This window comes from Rugamonas fusca, assembly GCF_014042365.1.
GTDB classification, from domain to species: Bacteria; Pseudomonadota; Gammaproteobacteria; order Burkholderiales; family Burkholderiaceae_D; genus Rugamonas; species Rugamonas fusca.
This window is the reverse complement of the sequence record NZ_JACEZS010000034.1, coordinates 1-18200: the sequence shown is the minus strand read 5'-3', so window position 1 is coordinate 18200 and position 18200 is coordinate 1. Positions and strand designations below refer to the sequence as shown.

General features: G+C 65.8%; 13 protein-coding genes. 8 read left to right on the top strand and 5 right to left on the bottom strand.

The features are described 5' to 3' along the window. Window positions 1–117: 117 nt before the first annotated feature. A complete protein-coding gene (locus H3H36_RS24675) occupies window positions 118–603 on the bottom strand; it encodes an asparaginase domain-containing protein (RefSeq protein WP_182220709.1) in 486 nt (161 codons plus the stop codon). A gap of 141 nt (window positions 604–744) precedes the next feature. Here H3H36_RS24675 and H3H36_RS24670 point away from each other — a divergent pair, with 141 nt between their 5' ends. Next, a complete protein-coding gene (locus H3H36_RS24670) occupies window positions 745–1500 on the top strand; it encodes an L-asparaginase (RefSeq protein WP_182220708.1) in 756 nt (251 codons plus the stop codon). 48 nt (window positions 1501–1548) lie between these two features. On the opposite strand, the gene H3H36_RS24665 is transcribed toward H3H36_RS24670, so the two are convergent. Beyond that, window positions 1549–2550: a D-2-hydroxyacid dehydrogenase family protein gene (locus H3H36_RS24665; RefSeq protein ID WP_182220707.1), complete on the bottom strand. Its 1002-nt coding sequence runs from the start codon at window positions 2548–2550 to the stop codon at window positions 1549–1551. Between the two features lie 374 nt (window positions 2551–2924). Here H3H36_RS24665 and H3H36_RS24660 point away from each other — a divergent pair, with 374 nt between their 5' ends. From H3H36_RS24660 to H3H36_RS24650, 3 genes are all read left to right on the top strand, one after another. Continuing rightward, window positions 2925–4778, top strand: coding sequence for a phosphoenolpyruvate carboxykinase (GTP) (locus tag H3H36_RS24660; RefSeq protein WP_182220706.1), 1854 nt, complete (start codon window positions 2925–2927; stop codon window positions 4776–4778). Between the two features lie 186 nt (window positions 4779–4964). After that, window positions 4965–5579 (top strand): TetR/AcrR family transcriptional regulator, encoded by a 615-nt coding sequence (locus H3H36_RS24655; RefSeq protein ID WP_182220705.1) that lies wholly within the window; start codon window positions 4965–4967, stop codon window positions 5577–5579. Window positions 5580–5769: 190 nt separating this feature from the next. Next, complete coding sequence (locus tag H3H36_RS24650) at window positions 5770–6399, top strand: 2-hydroxychromene-2-carboxylate isomerase (RefSeq protein WP_182220704.1); 630 nt, start codon at window positions 5770–5772, stop codon at window positions 6397–6399. Between the two features lie 432 nt (window positions 6400–6831). Here the strand turns inward: H3H36_RS24650 and uvrA are convergent, their stop codons facing one another. Next, the gene (gene uvrA, locus H3H36_RS24645; RefSeq protein ID WP_182220703.1) at window positions 6832–9696 is read right to left on the bottom strand and encodes an excinuclease ABC subunit UvrA; all 2865 of its coding nucleotides are present in this window, start codon (window positions 9694–9696) and stop codon (window positions 6832–6834) included. A gap of 364 nt (window positions 9697–10060) precedes the next feature. Here uvrA and ssb point away from each other — a divergent pair, with 364 nt between their 5' ends. Together ssb and H3H36_RS24635 are read left to right on the top strand one after the other, a co-directional pair. Further along, window positions 10061–10561: a single-stranded DNA-binding protein gene (gene ssb, locus H3H36_RS24640; RefSeq protein WP_182220702.1), complete on the top strand. Its 501-nt coding sequence runs from the start codon at window positions 10061–10063 to the stop codon at window positions 10559–10561. 123 nt (window positions 10562–10684) lie between these two features. After that, complete coding sequence (locus H3H36_RS24635; protein WP_182220701.1) at window positions 10685–11476, top strand: hypothetical protein; 792 nt, start codon at window positions 10685–10687, stop codon at window positions 11474–11476. 9 nt (window positions 11477–11485) lie between these two features. Here the strand turns inward: H3H36_RS24635 and H3H36_RS24630 are convergent, their stop codons facing one another. Then, a complete protein-coding gene (locus H3H36_RS24630) occupies window positions 11486–12049 on the bottom strand; it encodes a hypothetical protein (protein ID WP_182220700.1) in 564 nt (187 codons plus the stop codon). Window positions 12050–12166: 117 nt separating this feature from the next. Further along, a complete protein-coding gene (locus H3H36_RS24625) occupies window positions 12167–13300 on the bottom strand; it encodes a branched-chain amino acid aminotransferase (RefSeq protein WP_182220699.1) in 1134 nt (377 codons plus the stop codon). Between the two features lie 187 nt (window positions 13301–13487). Here H3H36_RS24625 and H3H36_RS24620 point away from each other — a divergent pair, with 187 nt between their 5' ends. Continuing rightward, entirely contained in the window at window positions 13488–15269 is a 1782-nt protein-coding gene (locus H3H36_RS24620; protein ID WP_182220698.1) for a DUF885 domain-containing protein, read from the top strand. A gap of 885 nt (window positions 15270–16154) precedes the next feature. Then, window positions 16155–18200, top strand: a 2046-nt coding sequence (locus tag H3H36_RS24615; protein ID WP_375539620.1) for a beta strand repeat-containing protein, incomplete at its 3' end; no start/stop codon positions are given.

The window sequence follows — 18200 nt, the reverse complement described above, 5'->3', positions numbered from 1 at the left end:
CGCAGGCAGCGGCGGCCGTTACAACCGGCGGCGGGCGCTGTTGTCGCCGCGCGGCGCGCCTGGCCGTCTGGCGGGCACGGCCGCGGCGATGGGGGCGGGCGCCGCCGTCCGCTCAGCTTACAGCGGCTGGAACACGCCGGCCGCGCGGTTTTTCTGCACGTTGTCCCAGGCGAAGATCTGGCCGTTCATGGCCACGTACACGCCCGGCGCCAGCGTCTGCGCCACGCCGCAGGCGAAGCCCAGGTTGAACAGGGCGTCCGAATTGGCGATCTCGTAGGGGATCATGGCGCCCGTCAGCACGATGGTCTTGCCCAGGTTGGCCGGGCCCAGCACGGCGGCCGTCTGTGGCATGGTGTCGGTGCCGTGGATGATGACGATGGCGCGCTCGCCGGCCGCCTGGCAGGAAGCGAGGATGCGGGCGCGGTCGGCGTCCACCATGTCGAGCGAATCCATCAGCGGCAACTGCTCCAGCGCCACCTCCACCGTCAGGCGGCAGCGCGCCAGCAGGGCCGGCACGTGGCTGTCGCCAAAGCCGAGCTTGCCATTGAGTTCGTCGTAATGTTTGTCGAAAGTGCCGCCCGTGGCGAGGATGCGCAAGGTCATGGTGGAAGAAATCCTCTACAGTGAAATGACGCGCATGATACCGCGAAACCGGCCCCGGCTCCCGGATCACGACGGACTGGAAAACCGGGCATACTGTGACTACACTGGATTCTTTGTTTGCCCCTGGTTGGCTCCCCTGTCATGAAAACCCTCGCACCCGGCACCGTCATCTTCCACCGCCACCGCGGCTACGGCGTCATCACGGCCGTCAACCTGCTGACGGGCTGGATCAGCGCCCGCTTCGGCAGTGAAAGCCGGACGCTGGACTTGAACCTGTCGACCGACGAGGTGCAGTTCGCCGATGGCGAGGCCATCCTGTTCCGCCGCGCCGCGCCTGACCGCATGCCGCACGCGCGCCTGATGGCGGTGGTGCGCGCGCTGCACCAGGCCGGCTACCAGCGGCTGTACCTGTATTCGTGGCCCAAGCCGTCCGGGCTGCACTGGCGCTGGCATCTGTTCACGGGCCAGCGCGACTGGATGCAGCGCTCGTGGCGCGAAGGCTGGTATGGCTCGGGCGCCGACTACAACGTCAACCCCGTGATGGGCTGGGGCGACTCGCCGGGCGCCACCACGGACGAACTGATCCATGCGCTGGCCCGTTTCGACCCGCAAGGACTGGCCCAGGCGCTGGGGCGCGACGAGGACCACACGGCCTGGTTCGCGGCCGTGTGCGACGCCTTGCTGCCCGGGTATATGTACAGCCTCGACATGCAGCGCCCCGCCCACGGCGAGCTGCGCGACATGCCGCCCGTGCCGGTGGTGCCGGTGCGGGCCACGCTGCCGCCCTACACGGGGCCGGCGCTGCCGTGGCCGCCCGGCTGGGCCGGCTTGTGGCGCCAGGTCCACGCGCTGCCCACGCCGGCCATCAACCTGACGGGCCTGCCCGAAATCCGCTAGCGGTGCAGTCCGCCCTCAGTCCGCCCTCAGTCCGCCCTCAGTCCGCCCTCAGTCCACCTTGACGTGCTGGCGGTAGTCCGGGTTGAGGATCTTTTCGCAGCTGCCGGCCGCGAAGTCGACCACGTTCTGGAACGCATGGCGGAAATACAGCTCGTAGCTGTCTTTTTCCACGTAGCCCAGGTGGGGCGTGGCCAGCACCACCGGCATGCGCAGCAGCGGATGGCTGGCCGGCAGCGGTTCGTCGGTGAACACGTCCAGCGCCGCATAGCCGGGCCGGCCTTGCGGCAAGGCCAGTTCCAGCGCCTCCGGCTGCACCAGTTCGGCGCGGCTGGTGTTGACGAACAGCGCGCTGGGCTTCATGCGCGCCAGGTCCTCGGCCGTGACGATGCCGCGCGTGGCGTCGTTCAGGCGCAAGTGCAGGCTCAGCACGTCGGCCTGCTCGAAGAAATGCTCGCGGCTGCCGGCTGCCTCGTTGCCATCGCGCACGGCCGCCTCGCGGCTGGCCTGGCTGCCCCACACCAGCACCCGCATGCCGAAGGCGCGGCCATAACCGGCCAGTATCTGGCCGATCTTGCCATAACCCCAGATCGCCAGCGTGCGGCCGTGGAGCACCGTACCGAGCGTGTTCAGGGCCGGGTTGATCGAGGCCGTCTGCCACAGCCCATCCTTGAGGTTGGCGGCGTAGGGCACGATCTTGCGGGTGGCGGCCATGATCAGCGCCCATGTCAGTTCAGCCGGCGCCGTGGGCGAGCCCACGCCTTCGGCGATGGCGATGCCGCGCTCGGTGGCGGCCGCCACGTCGATGTGGCCGGCCACCTTGCCGGTCTGCGAGATCAGCTTCAGGTTGGGCAGTTTGGCCAGCAGCGCGCGGTTCAGCGGCGTGCGTTCGCGGATCAGCACCAGGGCGTCGAACGGGGCCAGGCGGATCGCCAGCTGGCCCAATCCGCGCGCCGAATTATTAAAGACTTTGACATCATGGCCATCGAGGAGCTTGAAGCATTCCAGGCTGGGCGTAGCATTCTGATAGTCGTCGAGAATTGCGATTTTCATGGGAGTTGGCGGATCTTGTGGGGAATTTCGTAGCGAAACAACAGGTTTAGGGATTTCCGGAATAGCTTACTACTTTGCTCAACCATTTCTCCTACATTTTTGTCGGAAAGCGAGGTGGACGGGTGTACAATCGCCCACTAATTTTCGGGCCTGGCCACCGGGCCCGCGCAATACGTTCCATCAGCCCAGGCACATGATTGGGCTGCGTGCCCCGCCGGCGCGGGGCGCACGACATGACCGCCGACTCCGCCGGAACATGGCCTACCATCGCCATGGCTTCCTGGCACAAGGCGCGCGCTACAAGCGTGCGCGGCTGACGACGATCCTGCCTGCCGGGACTAGACCAGAATTCTTTTATTGGCATTGGAGGTACTATGAATCAGCCCGTGATGGGTGGCGTTGCTGCATTGAACGTCCCAGCTTACATCAAGCAGCAAAAATTGATTAATTGGGTGGCCGATGTTGCCGCTTTGACCAAACCCGATCGTATCTACTGGTGCGATGGCACGCAAGAGGAATATGACCGCCTGTGCGCCGAGATGGTGGCCGCCGGCACCATGAAACGCCTGAGCCAGGAAAAGCGTCCGAACTCCTACCTGGCCTGCTCGGACCCGACCGACGTGGCGCGCGTGGAAGACCGCACCTTCATCTGCTCGGCCACCAAGGAAGAAGCCGGTCCCACCAACAACTGGATGGAACCGGGCGAAATGCGCGCCACCCTGAACGGCCTGTTCGACGGCTGCATGGCCGGCCGCACCATGTACGTGATCCCGTTCTCGATGGGCCCGCTCGGTTCGCCGATCGCCCACATCGGCGTGGAACTGTCCGACTCGCCCTACGTGGCCGTCAACATGAAAGTGATGACCCGCATGGGCCGCGCCGTGTACGACGTGCTGGGCGAAGACGGTCCCTTCGTGCCATGCGTGCACAGCGTGGGCGCGCCACTGAAGGCGGGCCAGAAGGATGTGGCCTGGCCCTGCAACGCCACCAAGTACATCGTGCACTTCCCTGAAACGCGCGAAATCTGGTCGTTCGGTTCCGGCTACGGCGGCAACGCGCTGCTGGGCAAGAAGTGCTTCGCGCTGCGCATCGCCTCCACCATGGGCCACAAGGAAGCCAAGGCCGGCGGCCACGGCTGGCTGGCCGAGCACATGCTGATCCTGGGCGTGGAATCGCCCGAAGGCAAGAAGCACTACGTGGCGGCCGCCTTCCCCTCGGCCTGCGGCAAGACCAACTTCTCGATGATGATCCCGCCGGCCACCTTCAATGGCTGGAAAGTGACCACCATCGGCGACGACATCGCCTGGATCAAGCCGGGCGCCGACGGCCGCCTGTACGCCATCAACCCGGAAGCGGGCTACTTCGGCGTGGCCCCCGGCACCAACACCAAGACCAACTCGAACTGCATGGCCTGCCTGCACGAGAACACCATCTTCACCAACGTCGCCCTGACCGACGATGGCGACGTGTGGTGGGAAGGCTTGACCAAGGAAGCGCCGGCGCACCTGATCGACTGGCAGGGCAAGGACTGGACGCCGGCCTCCGGCACCAAGGCCGCCCACCCGAACGCCCGCTTCACCGTGGCCTCGACCCAGAACCCCGTGATCGACCCGGCCTGGGACGACCCGGCCGGTGTGCCGATCTCGGCCTTCATCTTCGGCGGCCGCCGTTCCACCACCGTGCCGCTGGTGACGGAAGCGCGCAACTGGATCGAAGGCGTGTACATGGCCGCCACCATGGGTTCCGAGACGACGGCCGCCGCCGCCGGCCAGATGGGCGTGGTGCGCCGCGACCCGTTCGCCATGCTGCCATTCATGGGCTACAACATGAGCGACTACTTCCAGCACTGGCTGGACATGGGCGCCAAGCTGGGTGCCGCCGCACCGAAGATCTACTGCGTCAACTGGTTCCGCACCGACGAGCAGGGCCACTTCGTCTGGCCCGGCTTCGGCGACAACATGCGCGTGCTGAAGTGGATGCTGGAACGCCTGGAAGGCCAGGCTGGCGGCGTGGAAAACCTGTTCGGCGTGACCCCGCGCTTTGGCGACATCCACTGGGAAGGCCTGCCGTTCTCGCCGGAAGAGTTCGAGACCATCACCTCGATCGACAAGGACGCATGGCGTGAAGAACTGAAGCTGCACGCCGAGCTGTTCGAGAAGCTGGCCTACCACCTGCCGCAAGAGCTGAAGGACAACATGGCCAAGCTGGAGCAGCGCCTGAACGGCTGAGTCAGCGACTGACGGCATCCCCGCCAAGCGCGCCCCTGCGGCGCGCTTTTTTTACCGGGGACGTAACACCATATTCCCAATGCGCAAAATCGGGGACGTAACACGGTTTTTCTAGCTGGAAAAATAGTGTTACGTCCCTGATTTTTCATTGTGTGAATTTCGCACAGGTGTGCTAAACTGCGCCGCATGGATACCTTGACCGCCAAAAGCGAAGCCACCTTTGCCGCCATCGTCGCGGCCGGGTGCGCCATGGCGGCCGCCGAAGGCATCGGCAAGCTGTCGCTGGGCGAGATCGCCAAGCGTACCGGCATCAGCAAGAGCGGCGTGTTTTCCCGCGTCGGCTCGCTGGAGGCGTTGCAGGAAGCCGTGCTCGATGAGTACGACCGCCGTTTCGCGGCCGACATCTTCCTGCCCACGCTGGAACTGCCGCGCGGCCTGCCCCGCTTGACGGCCATGGTGGCCAACTGGATGCGCCGTATCTGCGATGGCGTGGTGCTGCATTCCTGCCTGTACACGGCCGGCGCCTTCGAGTTCGACGACCAGCCCGGCCCGCTGCGCGACCGGCTGGCCAAGGGCGCGCAGGCGTGGCGCGCGTCGCTGCGCAAGACCATAGTCCAGGCCATGGAAGCGGGTCAGTTGCGGCCCGACACGGACCCGGAACAACTGGTGTACGAGATCTACAGCCTGATCGTGGGCTTGCTGCACGATACCCGTTTCCTGCATGACGATACGGCGCTGCGCCATGCGCAGCGTGCTTTCAACCGGCTGATTTCCACCTACAAGAGCTTCAACGAGGGGTAACCGGCGGGCCGGGCCGCGTCCGGCCGTTTTTTCGCTGTAATTTCGCACAGGTGTGCGAAAAGGAGGCTGACATGAGTTTCTTGCTGCTGCTTGTCCCCGTCGCGCTCTACCTTGCCTGGCCCCGAGGCCTGGTGGCGTTGCTGCGCGCCCTACCCGATAGTAATGACGACTTTTTCCCTGGAGGCTGACCATGAGCACTGATATCGATTTCTATTTTGACTTTGTTTCGCCGTATGCCTACCTGGCCTCGACCCGCATCGAACGGCTGGCCGCCGCCCACGGGCGCAAGGTGCGCTGGAAGCCGGTGCTGATGACGGTATTGAGCAAGGCGGCCGGCACCCAGCTGACGCCCTTCGTGCCGATGAAATGGCAGTACGTCCAGCAAGACCTGGAGCGCAGTGCCCGGCTGGCGGGTATCCCGTTCCGCTTGCCGCCTGGCTTCCCGAAGCTGTTGCTGGCGCCGGGCCGCGCCATGACGTGGCTGGCCGCCAGCCATGGCGAGGACACGGCCGCCGCGTTCGCGCGCACCTGCTTCACCGCCTACTTCAGCGATGGGGTGGACATCAATGACCATGAGGTGCTGGCCGGGATCGCCAGCGGCATGGGCGTGGCGCGGGCCCCGTTGCTGGCGGCGTTGGAGGATGAGGCCGTCAAGGCCGCGTTCAGGCAGGCCAGCGAGGACGCCATCGCGCAAGGCGTGTTCGGCGTGCCGTTCATGATCGTGGATGGCGAATCGTTCTGGGGCTTCGACCGGCTTGACCAGCTGGCGCTGGTGATGAAGCAGCCGGCGCCGCAAGTTGGCGTGGACGGAGGGGACTGACCTCAGGCCCAGCGGCTGGGGCAGGGGCCAGCGGCGGATCGAGGGTCTGGCCCCGGTGCGCGGCGGCCGTGGCTGGGGGACAGACCCTGCGGTTCAGCTGCGCGGGCTGCGGATGGCAATGTGGCGCCGGGGTCCGTCCCCCGTGGCGCCCGGGCCTGCCCCTAGGTGCGGGGGGCTGTCCCTTATGGACGGTGTCGCGGACGGAGGGGACTGACCCGGGGCCAGCGGCATGGGCGGGGGCCTGCGGCAACGCGGGGGGCTGTCCCCGGTGCACGGCGGCCCCGGGCTGAGGGGACAGCCCCTGCGGTTCAGCGGCGCGGGCTGCAGGTGGCAATGTGGCGCTGGGGGCAGTCCCCGGTGGCGCCGCGGGCAATTCCCTTGCGGCGCTGCGAGGCCGTCGCCCGGTGCGCTTGCGCTGCGCGCCAGTCGCCTTTATTTGCCCTTGGCTTTGCTCTCGAGCAGCGGCTGCAGGTACTTGCCCGTCACGCTGGCCGGGTTGGCCGCCACCTCCTCCGGCGTGCCGCTGGCGATGATCTGACCGCCGCCGGCCCCGCCTTCCGGCCCCAGGTCGACGATCCAGTCGGCCGTCTTGATCACGTCCAGGTTGTGCTCGATGATGACCAAGGTGTTGCCCTGGTCGCGCAGGCGGTGGATCACTTTCAGCAGCAGGTCGATGTCGTGGAAGTGCAGGCCCGTGGTCGGCTCGTCCAGGATGTACAGGGTACGGCCCGTGTCGCGCTTGGACAGTTCCAGCGACAGCTTGACGCGTTGCGCCTCGCCGCCCGACAAGGTGGTGGCGCTTTGCCCCAGCTTGATGTAGCCCAGGCCCACGTCCAGCAGCGTGTGCAGCTTGCGGGCGATCAGCGGCACCGGCTTGAAGAACTCGTGCGCGTCCTCCACCGTCATGTCGAGGATTTCCGTGATGTTCTTGCCCTTGTACTGCACTTCCAGCGTTTCGCGGTTGTAGCGCTTGCCGTGGCAGACGTCGCACGGCACGTACACGTCCGGCAGGAAGTGCATCTCGACCTTGATCACGCCATCGCCCTGGCACGCCTCGCAGCGCCCACCCTTGACGTTGAACGAGAAGCGGCCCGCGCTGTAGCCCCGTTCCTTGGCCATGGGCACGGTGGCGAACAGGTCGCGGATGGGCGTGAACAGGCCCGTGTAGGTGGCCGGGTTGGAACGCGGCGTGCGGCCGATCGGGGCCTGGTCGACGGCGATCACCTTGTCGAAATGTTCGAGGCCGCTGATGCTGTCGTGCGGCGACGGTTCCGTCTGCGAGCCGTACAGGTGGCGCGACAGGGCCGGGTACAGCGTGTCGTTGATCAGCGAGGACTTGCCGGAACCGGACACGCCCGTCACGCACGTCATCAGGCCCACTGGCAGATCGAGCGTGACGTTCTTGAGGTTGTTGCCGGTGGCGCCAGTGATGACCAGCTGGCGGTGCGGATCGGCCGCGTGGCGCTGCTCCGGCACGGCGATCTTGAGCGTGCCGTTCAGGTACTGGGCCGTCAGCGATTGCTTGTTCTTCAGGATGTCCTTCAGGCTGCCTTGCGCGATCACGTCGCCGCCATGCACGCCGGCGCCCTTGCCCATGTCGACGATGAAGTCGGCCGTGCGGATGGCGTCCTCGTCGTGCTCGACCACCAGCACGCTGTTGCCGATGTCGCGCAAGTGCTTGAGGGTGTCGATCAGGCGGTCGTTGTCGCGCTGGTGCAGGCCGATCGACGGTTCGTCGAGCACGTACATCACGCCCGTCAGGCCGGAGCCGATCTGGGATGCGAGGCGGATGCGCTGCGCTTCGCCGCCCGACAGCGTGTCGGCGCTGCGGTCGAGCGACAAATAATCGAGGCCGACGTTGTTGAGGAACTTCAGGCGCGAGACGATTTCCTTGATCACGCGGTCGGCGATGTCCTTCTTGGCGCCCTTCAGTTTCAGTTGTTCGAAGAACGACAGCGTGTCGCGCAGCGGCTTTTCCGCGATCTCGTAGATGGCCTTTTCCTGCTTGCCGCTGCCGACCTTGACGTAGCGCGCTTCCACGCGCAGGCGCGCGCCGTGGCAGGACGGGCATTTCTTCTCGTTGATGAACTTGGCCAGTTCTTCCTTGACGGCCATGGAATCCGTCTCGCGGTAGCGCCGCGCCAGGTTGGTGACCACGCCTTCGAAGGTGTGTTCCTTGATCACGGTACGGCCGCGCTCGTTCACGTAGGCGAACGGGATCAGCTGCTTGCCCGAGCCGTGCAGGATCACCTGCTGGGCCGCGGCCGGCAATTGCTCGAACGGCAGGTCGAGGTCGAACTCGTAGAACGCGGCCAGGTTGGACAGCATCTGGAAGTAGAACTGGTTGCGGCGGTCCCAGCCCTTGACGGCGCCCGACGCCAGCGACAGATTGGGGAAGGCGACGATGCGCTTGGGGTCGAAGAACTCGATGTGGCCCAGGCCGTCGCACTCGGGGCAGGCGCCCATCGGGTTGTTGAACGAGAACAGGCGCGGCTCCAGTTCCTGCAGCGAATAGCCGCACACATTGCAGGCGAACTTGTTGGAATAGACGTGCTCGTGGCCAGTGTCCATTTCCAGCGCCACGGCGCGGCCGTCGGCCAGGCGCAGCGCCGTCTCGAAGCTTTCCGCCAGCCGCTGCTTGAGCTCGGCGTTCACCTTGACCCGGTCCACCACCACGTCGATGGTGTGCTTTTCCGTTTTCTTCAGCTTGGGCAGGTTGTCCACCTCGTGGATCCTGGCGTCGTGGGTGCCGCTCTGCACGCGGAAGCGCACGAAGCCCTGGGCCTGCATCTGCTCGAACAGGTCGGCGTGCTCGCCCTTGCGGTTGGCCACCACCGGCGCCAGGATCATCAGTTTGGTGCCTTCGGGCATGGCCAGCACGGCGTCCACCATCTGCGAGACGGACTGGGCCGCCAGCGGCTGTTCCGGGTGGTCGGGGCAGTAGGGCGTGCCCACGCGCGCGTACAACAGACGCAGGTAGTCGTGGATTTCCGTCACCGTGCCCACGGTCGAGCGCGGATTATGCGAGGTGGCTTTCTGCTCGATCGAGATGGCGGGCGACAAGCCTTCGATCAAGTCCACGTCCGGCTTTTCCATCAGCTGCAGGAACTGGCGCGCGTAGGCCGACAGCGATTCCACGTAGCGGCGCTGGCCCTCGGCATACAGCGTGTCGAACGCCAGCGAGGACTTGCCCGAGCCGGACAGGCCGGTGATGACGATCAGCTTGTTGCGCGGCAGGTCGAGATTGATGTTCTTGAGGTTGTGCGTGCGGGCGCCGCGGATGCGGATCTGTTCCATGTCGTGGCTTGCTTTCAGTGAGTGGTACGGTCCGGCGCGCGCGCGGAACCGGGACGAACGGGTCAACCTAGTACTATAGCCGGGTTTCCGCTTGCGCGCCGGCGGGCGCCGTTGGCCGGGCCGGGCGTGTCAATCGCGGCGGAATTGATACAGCGCTAAAGGTTGGCTATTAAATACTGTATATAATAACAGTGTTGGCGCCGCTTGTTTCAGCGGCGATACGAAAAAAGTTGTCGCCCCGGGGGCTGGCCGGCGGGGTGCGAATTGCTTGGCCTTGGGCTGGCGGCATGGCATATAATCGCCGTTTGGTTTCACAAAACATTCCACCGCGCGCAGCAGCGGCCGTTATTCAGGAGTTTTATTCATGGCATCAGTCAACAAAGTCATCATCGTCGGCAATCTGGGCCGTGATCCGGAAATTCGCTACATGCCCAGCGGTGACGCGATCGCCAACATCGCCGTGGCCACCTCGTACCGTTCCAAGGACCGTAACACGGGCGAGCAGAAAGAGCTGACGGAATGGCACCGCATTTCCTTTTTCGGCCGCCTGGCTGAAATCGTCGGCCAGTACCTGAAGAAAGGTTCGTCGGTTTACGTGGAAGGCCGTTTGCAGACCCGCAAGTACACCGACAAGGATGGCGTGGAGAAGTACGCGACCGACATCATCGCCGAGCAGATGCAGATGCTGGGCGGCCGCCAGGGCATGGGCGGCGGCGACGCGATGGATGACGGCGGCTACGACGCCCCGCCAGCCCGCCAGGCGCCAGCCCCGCGTCCGCAAATGGCCGCGCCCGCGCCCGCACCGCGTCCGGCACCGAAACCGGCGCCGAATTTCTCGGATATGGATGACGATATTCCGTTCTAAGGAATCGCCACTTTATTTTGGAAGCAACGCCGCGCAAGTCACTGATTTGTGCGGCGTTTTTTTTGTCCTTGGGTTGATCTTGGCCGGGACGACGGTTCACCCTGATCGCGCGCTTGCCTCGCCATGAACAAGACCGCCTCTCCATTCTTCCGCCACATGGAAGATGCGCTGATCGTCGAGTTTTCCAAGAAGGCCGACCGGCGTTTCCGCGAGCTGCATGGGGCGGGCAAGGCGCAACCGTACCTGATCGGCAGTGCGCTGTGCGGCCAGGACAAGGCGTTGGCCGATTATCTGCTCGCCGCCGGCGGCCGCTTCGCGCTGATCGAGTTCAAGGCCAACGCGGAGCAGCTCAAGACCGAGGGCGTCAAGCCGCAGCGGGTGCGCTTGCTGGACGCCTGCATCGCCGACAGCGCCCGCCTGTCGCGCTCGCGCGCCATCCACCACGCGGCCTGGGGCGAATCGGCGCAGCTCGACCTGCCGGGCCTGGGCGCGCAAACCCAGCAGGAACTGGTGCTGGCCCCTTATGCCGACCGCGTGGGCATGGCGCTGGGGTTGGCGATCCCCAAGCCGCGCACGGTGCGCTGGAGCGACGATGCCTTCATCGAGCGCTGGCTGGAGAACACCATCGCCGGCGCCAATATCGAGCGCTTCAAGCGCTACCTGATGGAACTGTATGAGCTGGTGGGCACCGATGGCGCGGCCGGGCTGGCGGACTTCCAGGGGCTGATCACCGTGTATGTGCCGGCGCGGGAAAAGCGGGCGCAGTTCCAGACCATCACCTTCAACAGTTTCGCGCATCTGCTGGCGCTGACCATCCACTACACGCCGCAGCGGTCGCCCGAGCCCGCGCGCGAGCAAGCCGTGCCCGCCGTCGAACGCGCGCCGGCGCGCGGGCGCAAAGGCCCGCAACGCTGACGGCGGCCCTTACTTGGTCTTGGGCGGCCGATTGCGGATCGCCGTCATCAGTTTCAATTCCTTGTCGGTGGCGTTGCCCAGCATGGTTTCGTGCGCCTTGCCCAATGCGATGTAGTGCACCTGTTCCGGCGTGAGCGCGTTGCCGCGCAAGGCGCGGCTGGTAATGTAGGCGGTGGCCACGCAGCACAGCATGGTGATGGCGGCGTACACGGCGATCCAGGCGCCTGTCTTGAAACGCTGGATGTTCAGCGATGCGCCCGCGTCGTGGGCGGCCGCCGTCGCCGCGCGCATGGCGCCCACCAGTTCGCCGACGGCGGCGTTGACGGCCACCGTGGCCGCCGCGCTGGCCTGCTCGCCGGCCGCGTCGGCCGTCTGGCGCGCCTGGGCGCCCACCCGCACGGCCTCGGCGATCTTCTCGTCGATCTGGCCCAGGCTGGCGTTGGCCAGCTTGACCAGCCGGTCGCAGTTGGCGACCTGTTTGGCCAGGTCCGCCACGTCGTCGTGGAAGCGGTCCACTTCCATGGTGTAGGCGTCGATCTTGTCGTGCAGGCGGTCGAATTGGGCGTCGTTCATGGAGCGGGCGGCAGCGGATGGTGATGTCCCATCATACTATGCCGCTCCGCAAAAAAAACGGCTGGCACGCGGCCAGCCGTTGTCGTCGCCGGCCCCGGGCCGGGGCGGCGGTCCTTCTTAGATGGCGTGCATCCAGTGGTGGGTGTCTTCCGCCGTGCCGTGCTGGATGCCCAGCAGCGCCTCGCGCAGGGCCAGGGTGACGGGACCGTTCTGGCCGTTGTTGATGGTCATCTCGAACCCGTTGGCCTTGACCGTGCCCACCGGCGTGATCACGGCGGCCGTGCCGCAGGCGAACGCTTCGGTCATGCGGCCGGCGGCCACGTCGTCGCGCCATTGCTGCACGGTCAGCTTGCGCTCCTGGGCTTCAAAGCCCAGGTCGGCGGCCAGTTCCAGCAGGCTGCGGCGGGTGATGCCGGGCAGCAGGGTGCCCGTCAGTTCCGGCGTCACCAGCACGGTCTTGCCGTTTTCCTGGTAGACGAAGAACAGATTCATGCCGCCCATCTCTTCGATGTATTCGCGGTGCACGGCGTCCAGCCACACCACCTGGTCGCAGCCCTTGGCCTGGGCCTGGGCCTGGGCCGCCAGGCTGGCCGCGTAGTTGCCGGCGCACTTGGCTTCGCCGGTGCCGCCGGGCGCGGCGCGCACGTAGTCCTCGCTGATCCACACGGTGACCGGCTTGACGCCTTGCGGGAAGTAGGCGCCGGCCGGCGAGGCGAACAGCACGAACAGGTATTCGCTGCCGGGACGCACGCCCAGGAAGGGGTCGGTGGCGAACATCAGCGGACGCAGGTACAGGCTCTCGCCCACGGCTTTGGGCACCCAGGCCGCGTCGATGCTGATCAGGGCGTCGGCCGCTTCCATGAACAGGGCCGGCGGCAGGGCCGGCATGGCCAGCCGGGCCGCGCTGCGGTTGAAGCGCTCCGCGTTCGCTTCCGGACGGAAGGTCTTGACGCTGCCGTCGGGCTGGGAGAAGGCCTTGAAGCCTTCGAAGATGGCCTGGCCGTAGTGCAGCGCCGAGCACGATGGGTCCAGATTCAGGGGACCGTAGGCTTTCAGTTCGCCTTTCTGCCAGGCGCCGTCACGATAGGGGATCACCACCATGTGGTCGGTGAAGATGCGGCCAAAGCCGGGGTTGCTGATCAGCTTGGTGCGTTCGGCGTCGCTCAGGCGGTGGGTGGAGGGCGTGATGGTCAGGTTGGGCGTATTCACGGTGTCGGTGTCGTTAAGAGAGTCTGGATGGGGGAATGGCATAGTTCGGTGACCACGCTGGGCGTGGGCGTCCCCCATGATACCAAGAATTGCCGCCGGGCCGGACCCGTCCTGTCCCGCCGGTTTGCAATTCATGCCCGAATTTCAACAGTCCGTCACATTCCCCGTGCCGGCCGTGGCCAGTCCGTCTACATTGCAGCCTCCACCACTTTTCGACGGACAGGCCACCATGACTCTGACTTCCCGTAGCGGCGCCAGCGCGCTGCTGTTCTTCCTCGTGATGGGCGCGGCCCATGCCGGCGCCCCCGCGCCCGACCTGGCCGCGCGCCGCCAGGCGCTGGCCAGCCTGATCAACGAGCAGTGGGACTACACCATGCGCACCAATCCCGAGTGGGCGTCCATGCTGGGTGACAAGCGCTTCAATGACCGCCTGACCGACTTTTCCCAGGCCGCCATCGACGCCGACATCCGCGCCAGCGCCGACTTCCTGCGCCGTTTCGAAGCCATCGACACCACCGGCTTCCCCGAGCAGGAACAGCTGAACCAGGCGCTGATGGTGCGCTCGCTGCGCCTGAACCTCGATGGGGCCCGCTTCAAGGAATGGGAAATGCCGGTGCTGCAAAATTCCGGCATCCATATCGATGCGCCCCAGCTGGTGTCGGCGCTGGCCTTCGACACGGTCAAGGACTATGATGATTACCTGGCCCGCCTGCACGCTTTGCCGCGCGCGTTCGCCGATACCACCATCCAGATGCAAAACGGCATGCATGACCACCTGATGCCGCCCCAGTTCCTGATCCCCAAGATCGCGCGCCAGTGCGAGGACCTGGCCGCCATGGCGCCGGCCGCCTCGCCGTTCGCGGAACCGCTGAACCGTTTCCCGGCCAGCTTCAGCGCGGCCGACAAGGCGCGCCTGAACCGGCAGATCCTGGCCGCCATCGAACATGACGTGCTGCCCGCTTATCAACAGTTCGCCGCGTTCGTGAAGAATGTCTACCTGCCGCAGGGCCGCACCGAGCCTGGCCTGTGGTCGCTGCCGGACGGCGCGGCCCGCTACAGCTACCGGGTGCGCTCGGCCACCACCACTGACCAGACCCCGGAACAGATCCACCAGCTGGGCCTGGCCGAGGTGGCCCGCATCGAGGGCCAGATGCTGGCCGTGGCGAAAAAGATGGGCTACGCTGACCTGAAGAGCTTCAACGCGGCCATCCATGCGAACGCGGCCCTGCATCCCAAGTCGCGCCAGGAACTGCTGGACCTGTACACCAAGTACACGGACCAGATGTACGCCAAGCTGCCCCAGCAGTTTGGGGTGCTGCCCAAGGCCAAGGTCAAGATCATGCCGGTCGAGCCATTCCGCGAGGAAGGCGCGGCCGGGGCGTCCTACAACCAGGGCACGCCGGACGGCAGCCGTCCGGGCCGGGTGATGGTCAACACGGGCGAATTCGCCAAGCGTTCGCTGATCGACGTGGAGACGACGGCCCTGCACGAAGGCGTGCCGGGCCACCACATGCAGATCGCCATCGCCCAGGAATTGCAGGGCCTGCCAGCGTTCCGCCAGCAGCCCAATTACACGGCCTACACGGAAGGCTGGGCCTTGTACGCCGAGCGCCTGGGCGAGGAGCTGGGCTTCTACAGCGACCCGTACAGCTACTATGGCCACCTGCAGGACGAGATGCTGCGCGCCATCCGGCTGGTCGTCGATACCGGCCTGCACTATAAACAGTGGAACCGCCAGCAGGTGGTGGACTTCTTCCACGCCCACTCCGGGATCGAGGAAGTGGACGTGCAAAGCGAGACCGACCGCTACATCGTGTGGCCGGGCCAGGCGCTGGGCTACAAGATCGGCCAGCTGAAGATCCTGGAGCTGCGCGACTATGCGCGCCAGCAGCTGGGCAGCAAATTCGACATCCGCGCTTTCCACGATGAGGTGCTGGGCGCCGGCGCCTTGCCGATGGATGTGCTGGAACGGCGCATCAAACAATGGGTGGCGGCGCAAAAATCCGCCTGAAGCCGGTAATATTGATCGTTAAGCAACGGCGGCCCCGCGCAAGGGGGGCCGCCGTTGTTGCTTGAAATCTTTATTTTTGCGCGTTGTGGAGATTGGTGACTTTGTCGCCAGGCAATTTGGCGACAATGGCGGTCGGTGTAGGAGTGCTCCTACAACGCATGGCCCACCGGGGCGGGCGCGCCATCCCGCCGACAGGCCATGGGGGCCTGGGGCAAGGTGGCGGGCTGACCGTCATACGCCGGTCATGTGGTTCAGGCAAAGTCGACGCCCGGGAAAGTTTCTTCAATGAATTAAGGGGCGATCCCGACCCTGTTTGCCCGATGCCGCCGCCGCGGGCGCTTCTACAATGGGCTGATCCTGCCATAAAAACATGATAGTTGGCGGCTTATTATTGCCTACGCGACAGGTTGCGGCGGGGATACATCAGCCCAAAAACGTTCTTCACGGCAATTTATTGGGTTATACTTGCCCTCCGCGCGCGCAAAATCCATGGCGCCAGGCGGCGGGGCCGTCGTCGCAAAATTATTGCCCATGAAGAACAAGTTTACTTAATGGAAGACTCGAAAGGGTCGCTTTGTACCGAAACGGACCGGCCCGATATTGCCGGTGAGCAGTTTTTAGCAGTGGGATAAACTTGCCTCGAGTGCAAGATTGAGACAGGAATACCGCCCCGGCGGGTTGCTTTTGTTTACTAAAGTTAGCGATTTTGTTGACGTTAAGAATGGAATGCTGGGCCCTTTTGTGGCTGAAGCTTCAGGGATAGTAGAAAAAATACAAGTTATACGGCAGTGTGCCAACGATCGTGAGGGGAGCCAGCGGGAAAAGACCCGGTCGGCTCCCTCTCGTGTCCAGACAGAATTAATAAGTAGCGCCCCCCCAAGGAGAATGGAAATGAGCCTTATCACCAGCATGACAACTGACCAGATTGCGGCGCTGTCGACTGCAACGATTGCAGCTTTGGCGACATCTGACGTTGCCGGTCTCAATACAGCTCAGATCCGGGCGTTGACCACCGACCAGATCGGCGCGTTGACGACGCTCCAGACCCCCGCCCTGACGACGGTGCAGATGGCCTATGGCCTGAGCACCGACCAGGTGGTGGCGCTCAATTCGAATCAAGTGTCCGTGCTCGGCTCGACCCAGGTGGCGGCCCTGTCCACGGCCGGCATCGCCGCGCTGTCGACGGCTGATTTCGCCGCCCTGAAGACGGCCGCCATCGCCGGCCTGACCACGGCCCAGGTCAGCGCCCTGACCACCGACCAGGCCGTCGCGTTGTCGACCGGCCAGGCCGCCGCCCTGGCCACTTCCCAAGTCGCAGGCTTGAGCACCAATGTGATCGCCGCGCTGGAAACGACCGACCTGGTGGCCATGAAGACGGCCGTCATCAACGCCCTGGCCACGGCCCAGATGGCGGCCCTGACCACCGGCCAGGTGGCCAGCCTGACCACCGGCCAGGTGACCGCGCTGTCGACCAACAACCTGGCCAACGGCCTGACCACCGACCAGGTGGCGGCCCTGACCCAGAACCAGGTCGGCGCCCTGTCGACGGCCCAGGCTTCGGCCTTGAGCACGGCCGCCGTCGCCGCCATCACCACGGCCGACATCGGCTCCCTGAAAACGGCCGTCATCGCCGCCCTCAAGACGGCCCAGCTGGCCGCCATGACGACCGACCAGATTGGCGCGCTGTCGACGGCGCAGGTGGGTGCGCTGACCACCGCCACCATCAACGCCGGCCTGACCACCGACCAGGTGGTGGCGCTGAGCTCGAACCAGGTGGCGGCCATGTCCACGGCTCAGGTGGCTGGCCTGTCCACGGCCCAGGTGGCCGCACTGGAAACGGCGGACTTCGCCGCGCTGAAGACGGCCGCCATCGCCGCCATGAGCACCAACCAGACCAAGGCCCTGACGACCGACCAGATCGTGGCCCTGACGACGGCCCAGGCCGGCGCGCTGACCAGCGCCCAGGTGGTGGGCATGAGCACGGACGGCATCGCCGCGCTGGAAACGGCCGACCTGGTGCAGATCAAGACGGCCGCCATCGCCGCCCTGGGCACGGCCCAGATCGCCGCCCTGACGACCAATGAGACGGCCTCGCTGTCCACGGCCCAGGTCGCCGCGCTGACGACCAACCAGATCGCCAGCGGCCTGACCACCGACCAGGTGGTGTCGCTGTCGTCGAACCAGATCGGTGCCCTGTCCACGGCGCAGTTCTCGTCGCTGGCCACGGCCGCCGTGGCCGCCATCGCCACGGCCACCATCGGCGGCCTGAAGACGGCCGACATCGCGGCCCTGAAGACGGCCCAGCTGGCCGCCATGACGACCGACCAGATCGGCGCCCTGTCGACGGCCCAGGTGGGCGCGCTGACCACGGCCACCATCAACGCCGGCCTGACCACCGACCAGGTGGTGGCCCTGAGCTCGACCCAGGCCGCCGCGCTGTCCTCGGCGCAAGTGGCTGGCATGTCCACGGCCCAGGTGGCCGCGCTGGAAACGGCGGACTTCGCCGCCCTGAAGACGGCGGCCATCGCCGGCATGAGCACCAGCCAGACGGGTGCCCTGACGACCGACCAGATCGTGGCCCTGACCACGGCCCAGGCCGGCGCGCTGACCAGCGCCCAGGTGGTGGGCATGAGCACCAATGCCGTCGCGGCGCTGGAAACGGCCGACCTGGCCCAGATCAAGACGGCCGCCATCGCCGCCATGGGCACGGCCCAGATCGCCGCGCTGACGACCAATGAGACGGCCTCGCTGTCCACGGCCCAGATTGCCGCGCTGACCACCAACCAGATCGCCAACGGCCTGAGCACCGACCAGGTGGTGTCGCTGTCGTCGAACCAGATCGGCGCCTTGAGCACGGCGCAGTTCTCGTCGCTGGCCACGGCCGCCGTGGCCGCCATCGCCACGGCCACCATCGGCGGCCTGAAGACGGCT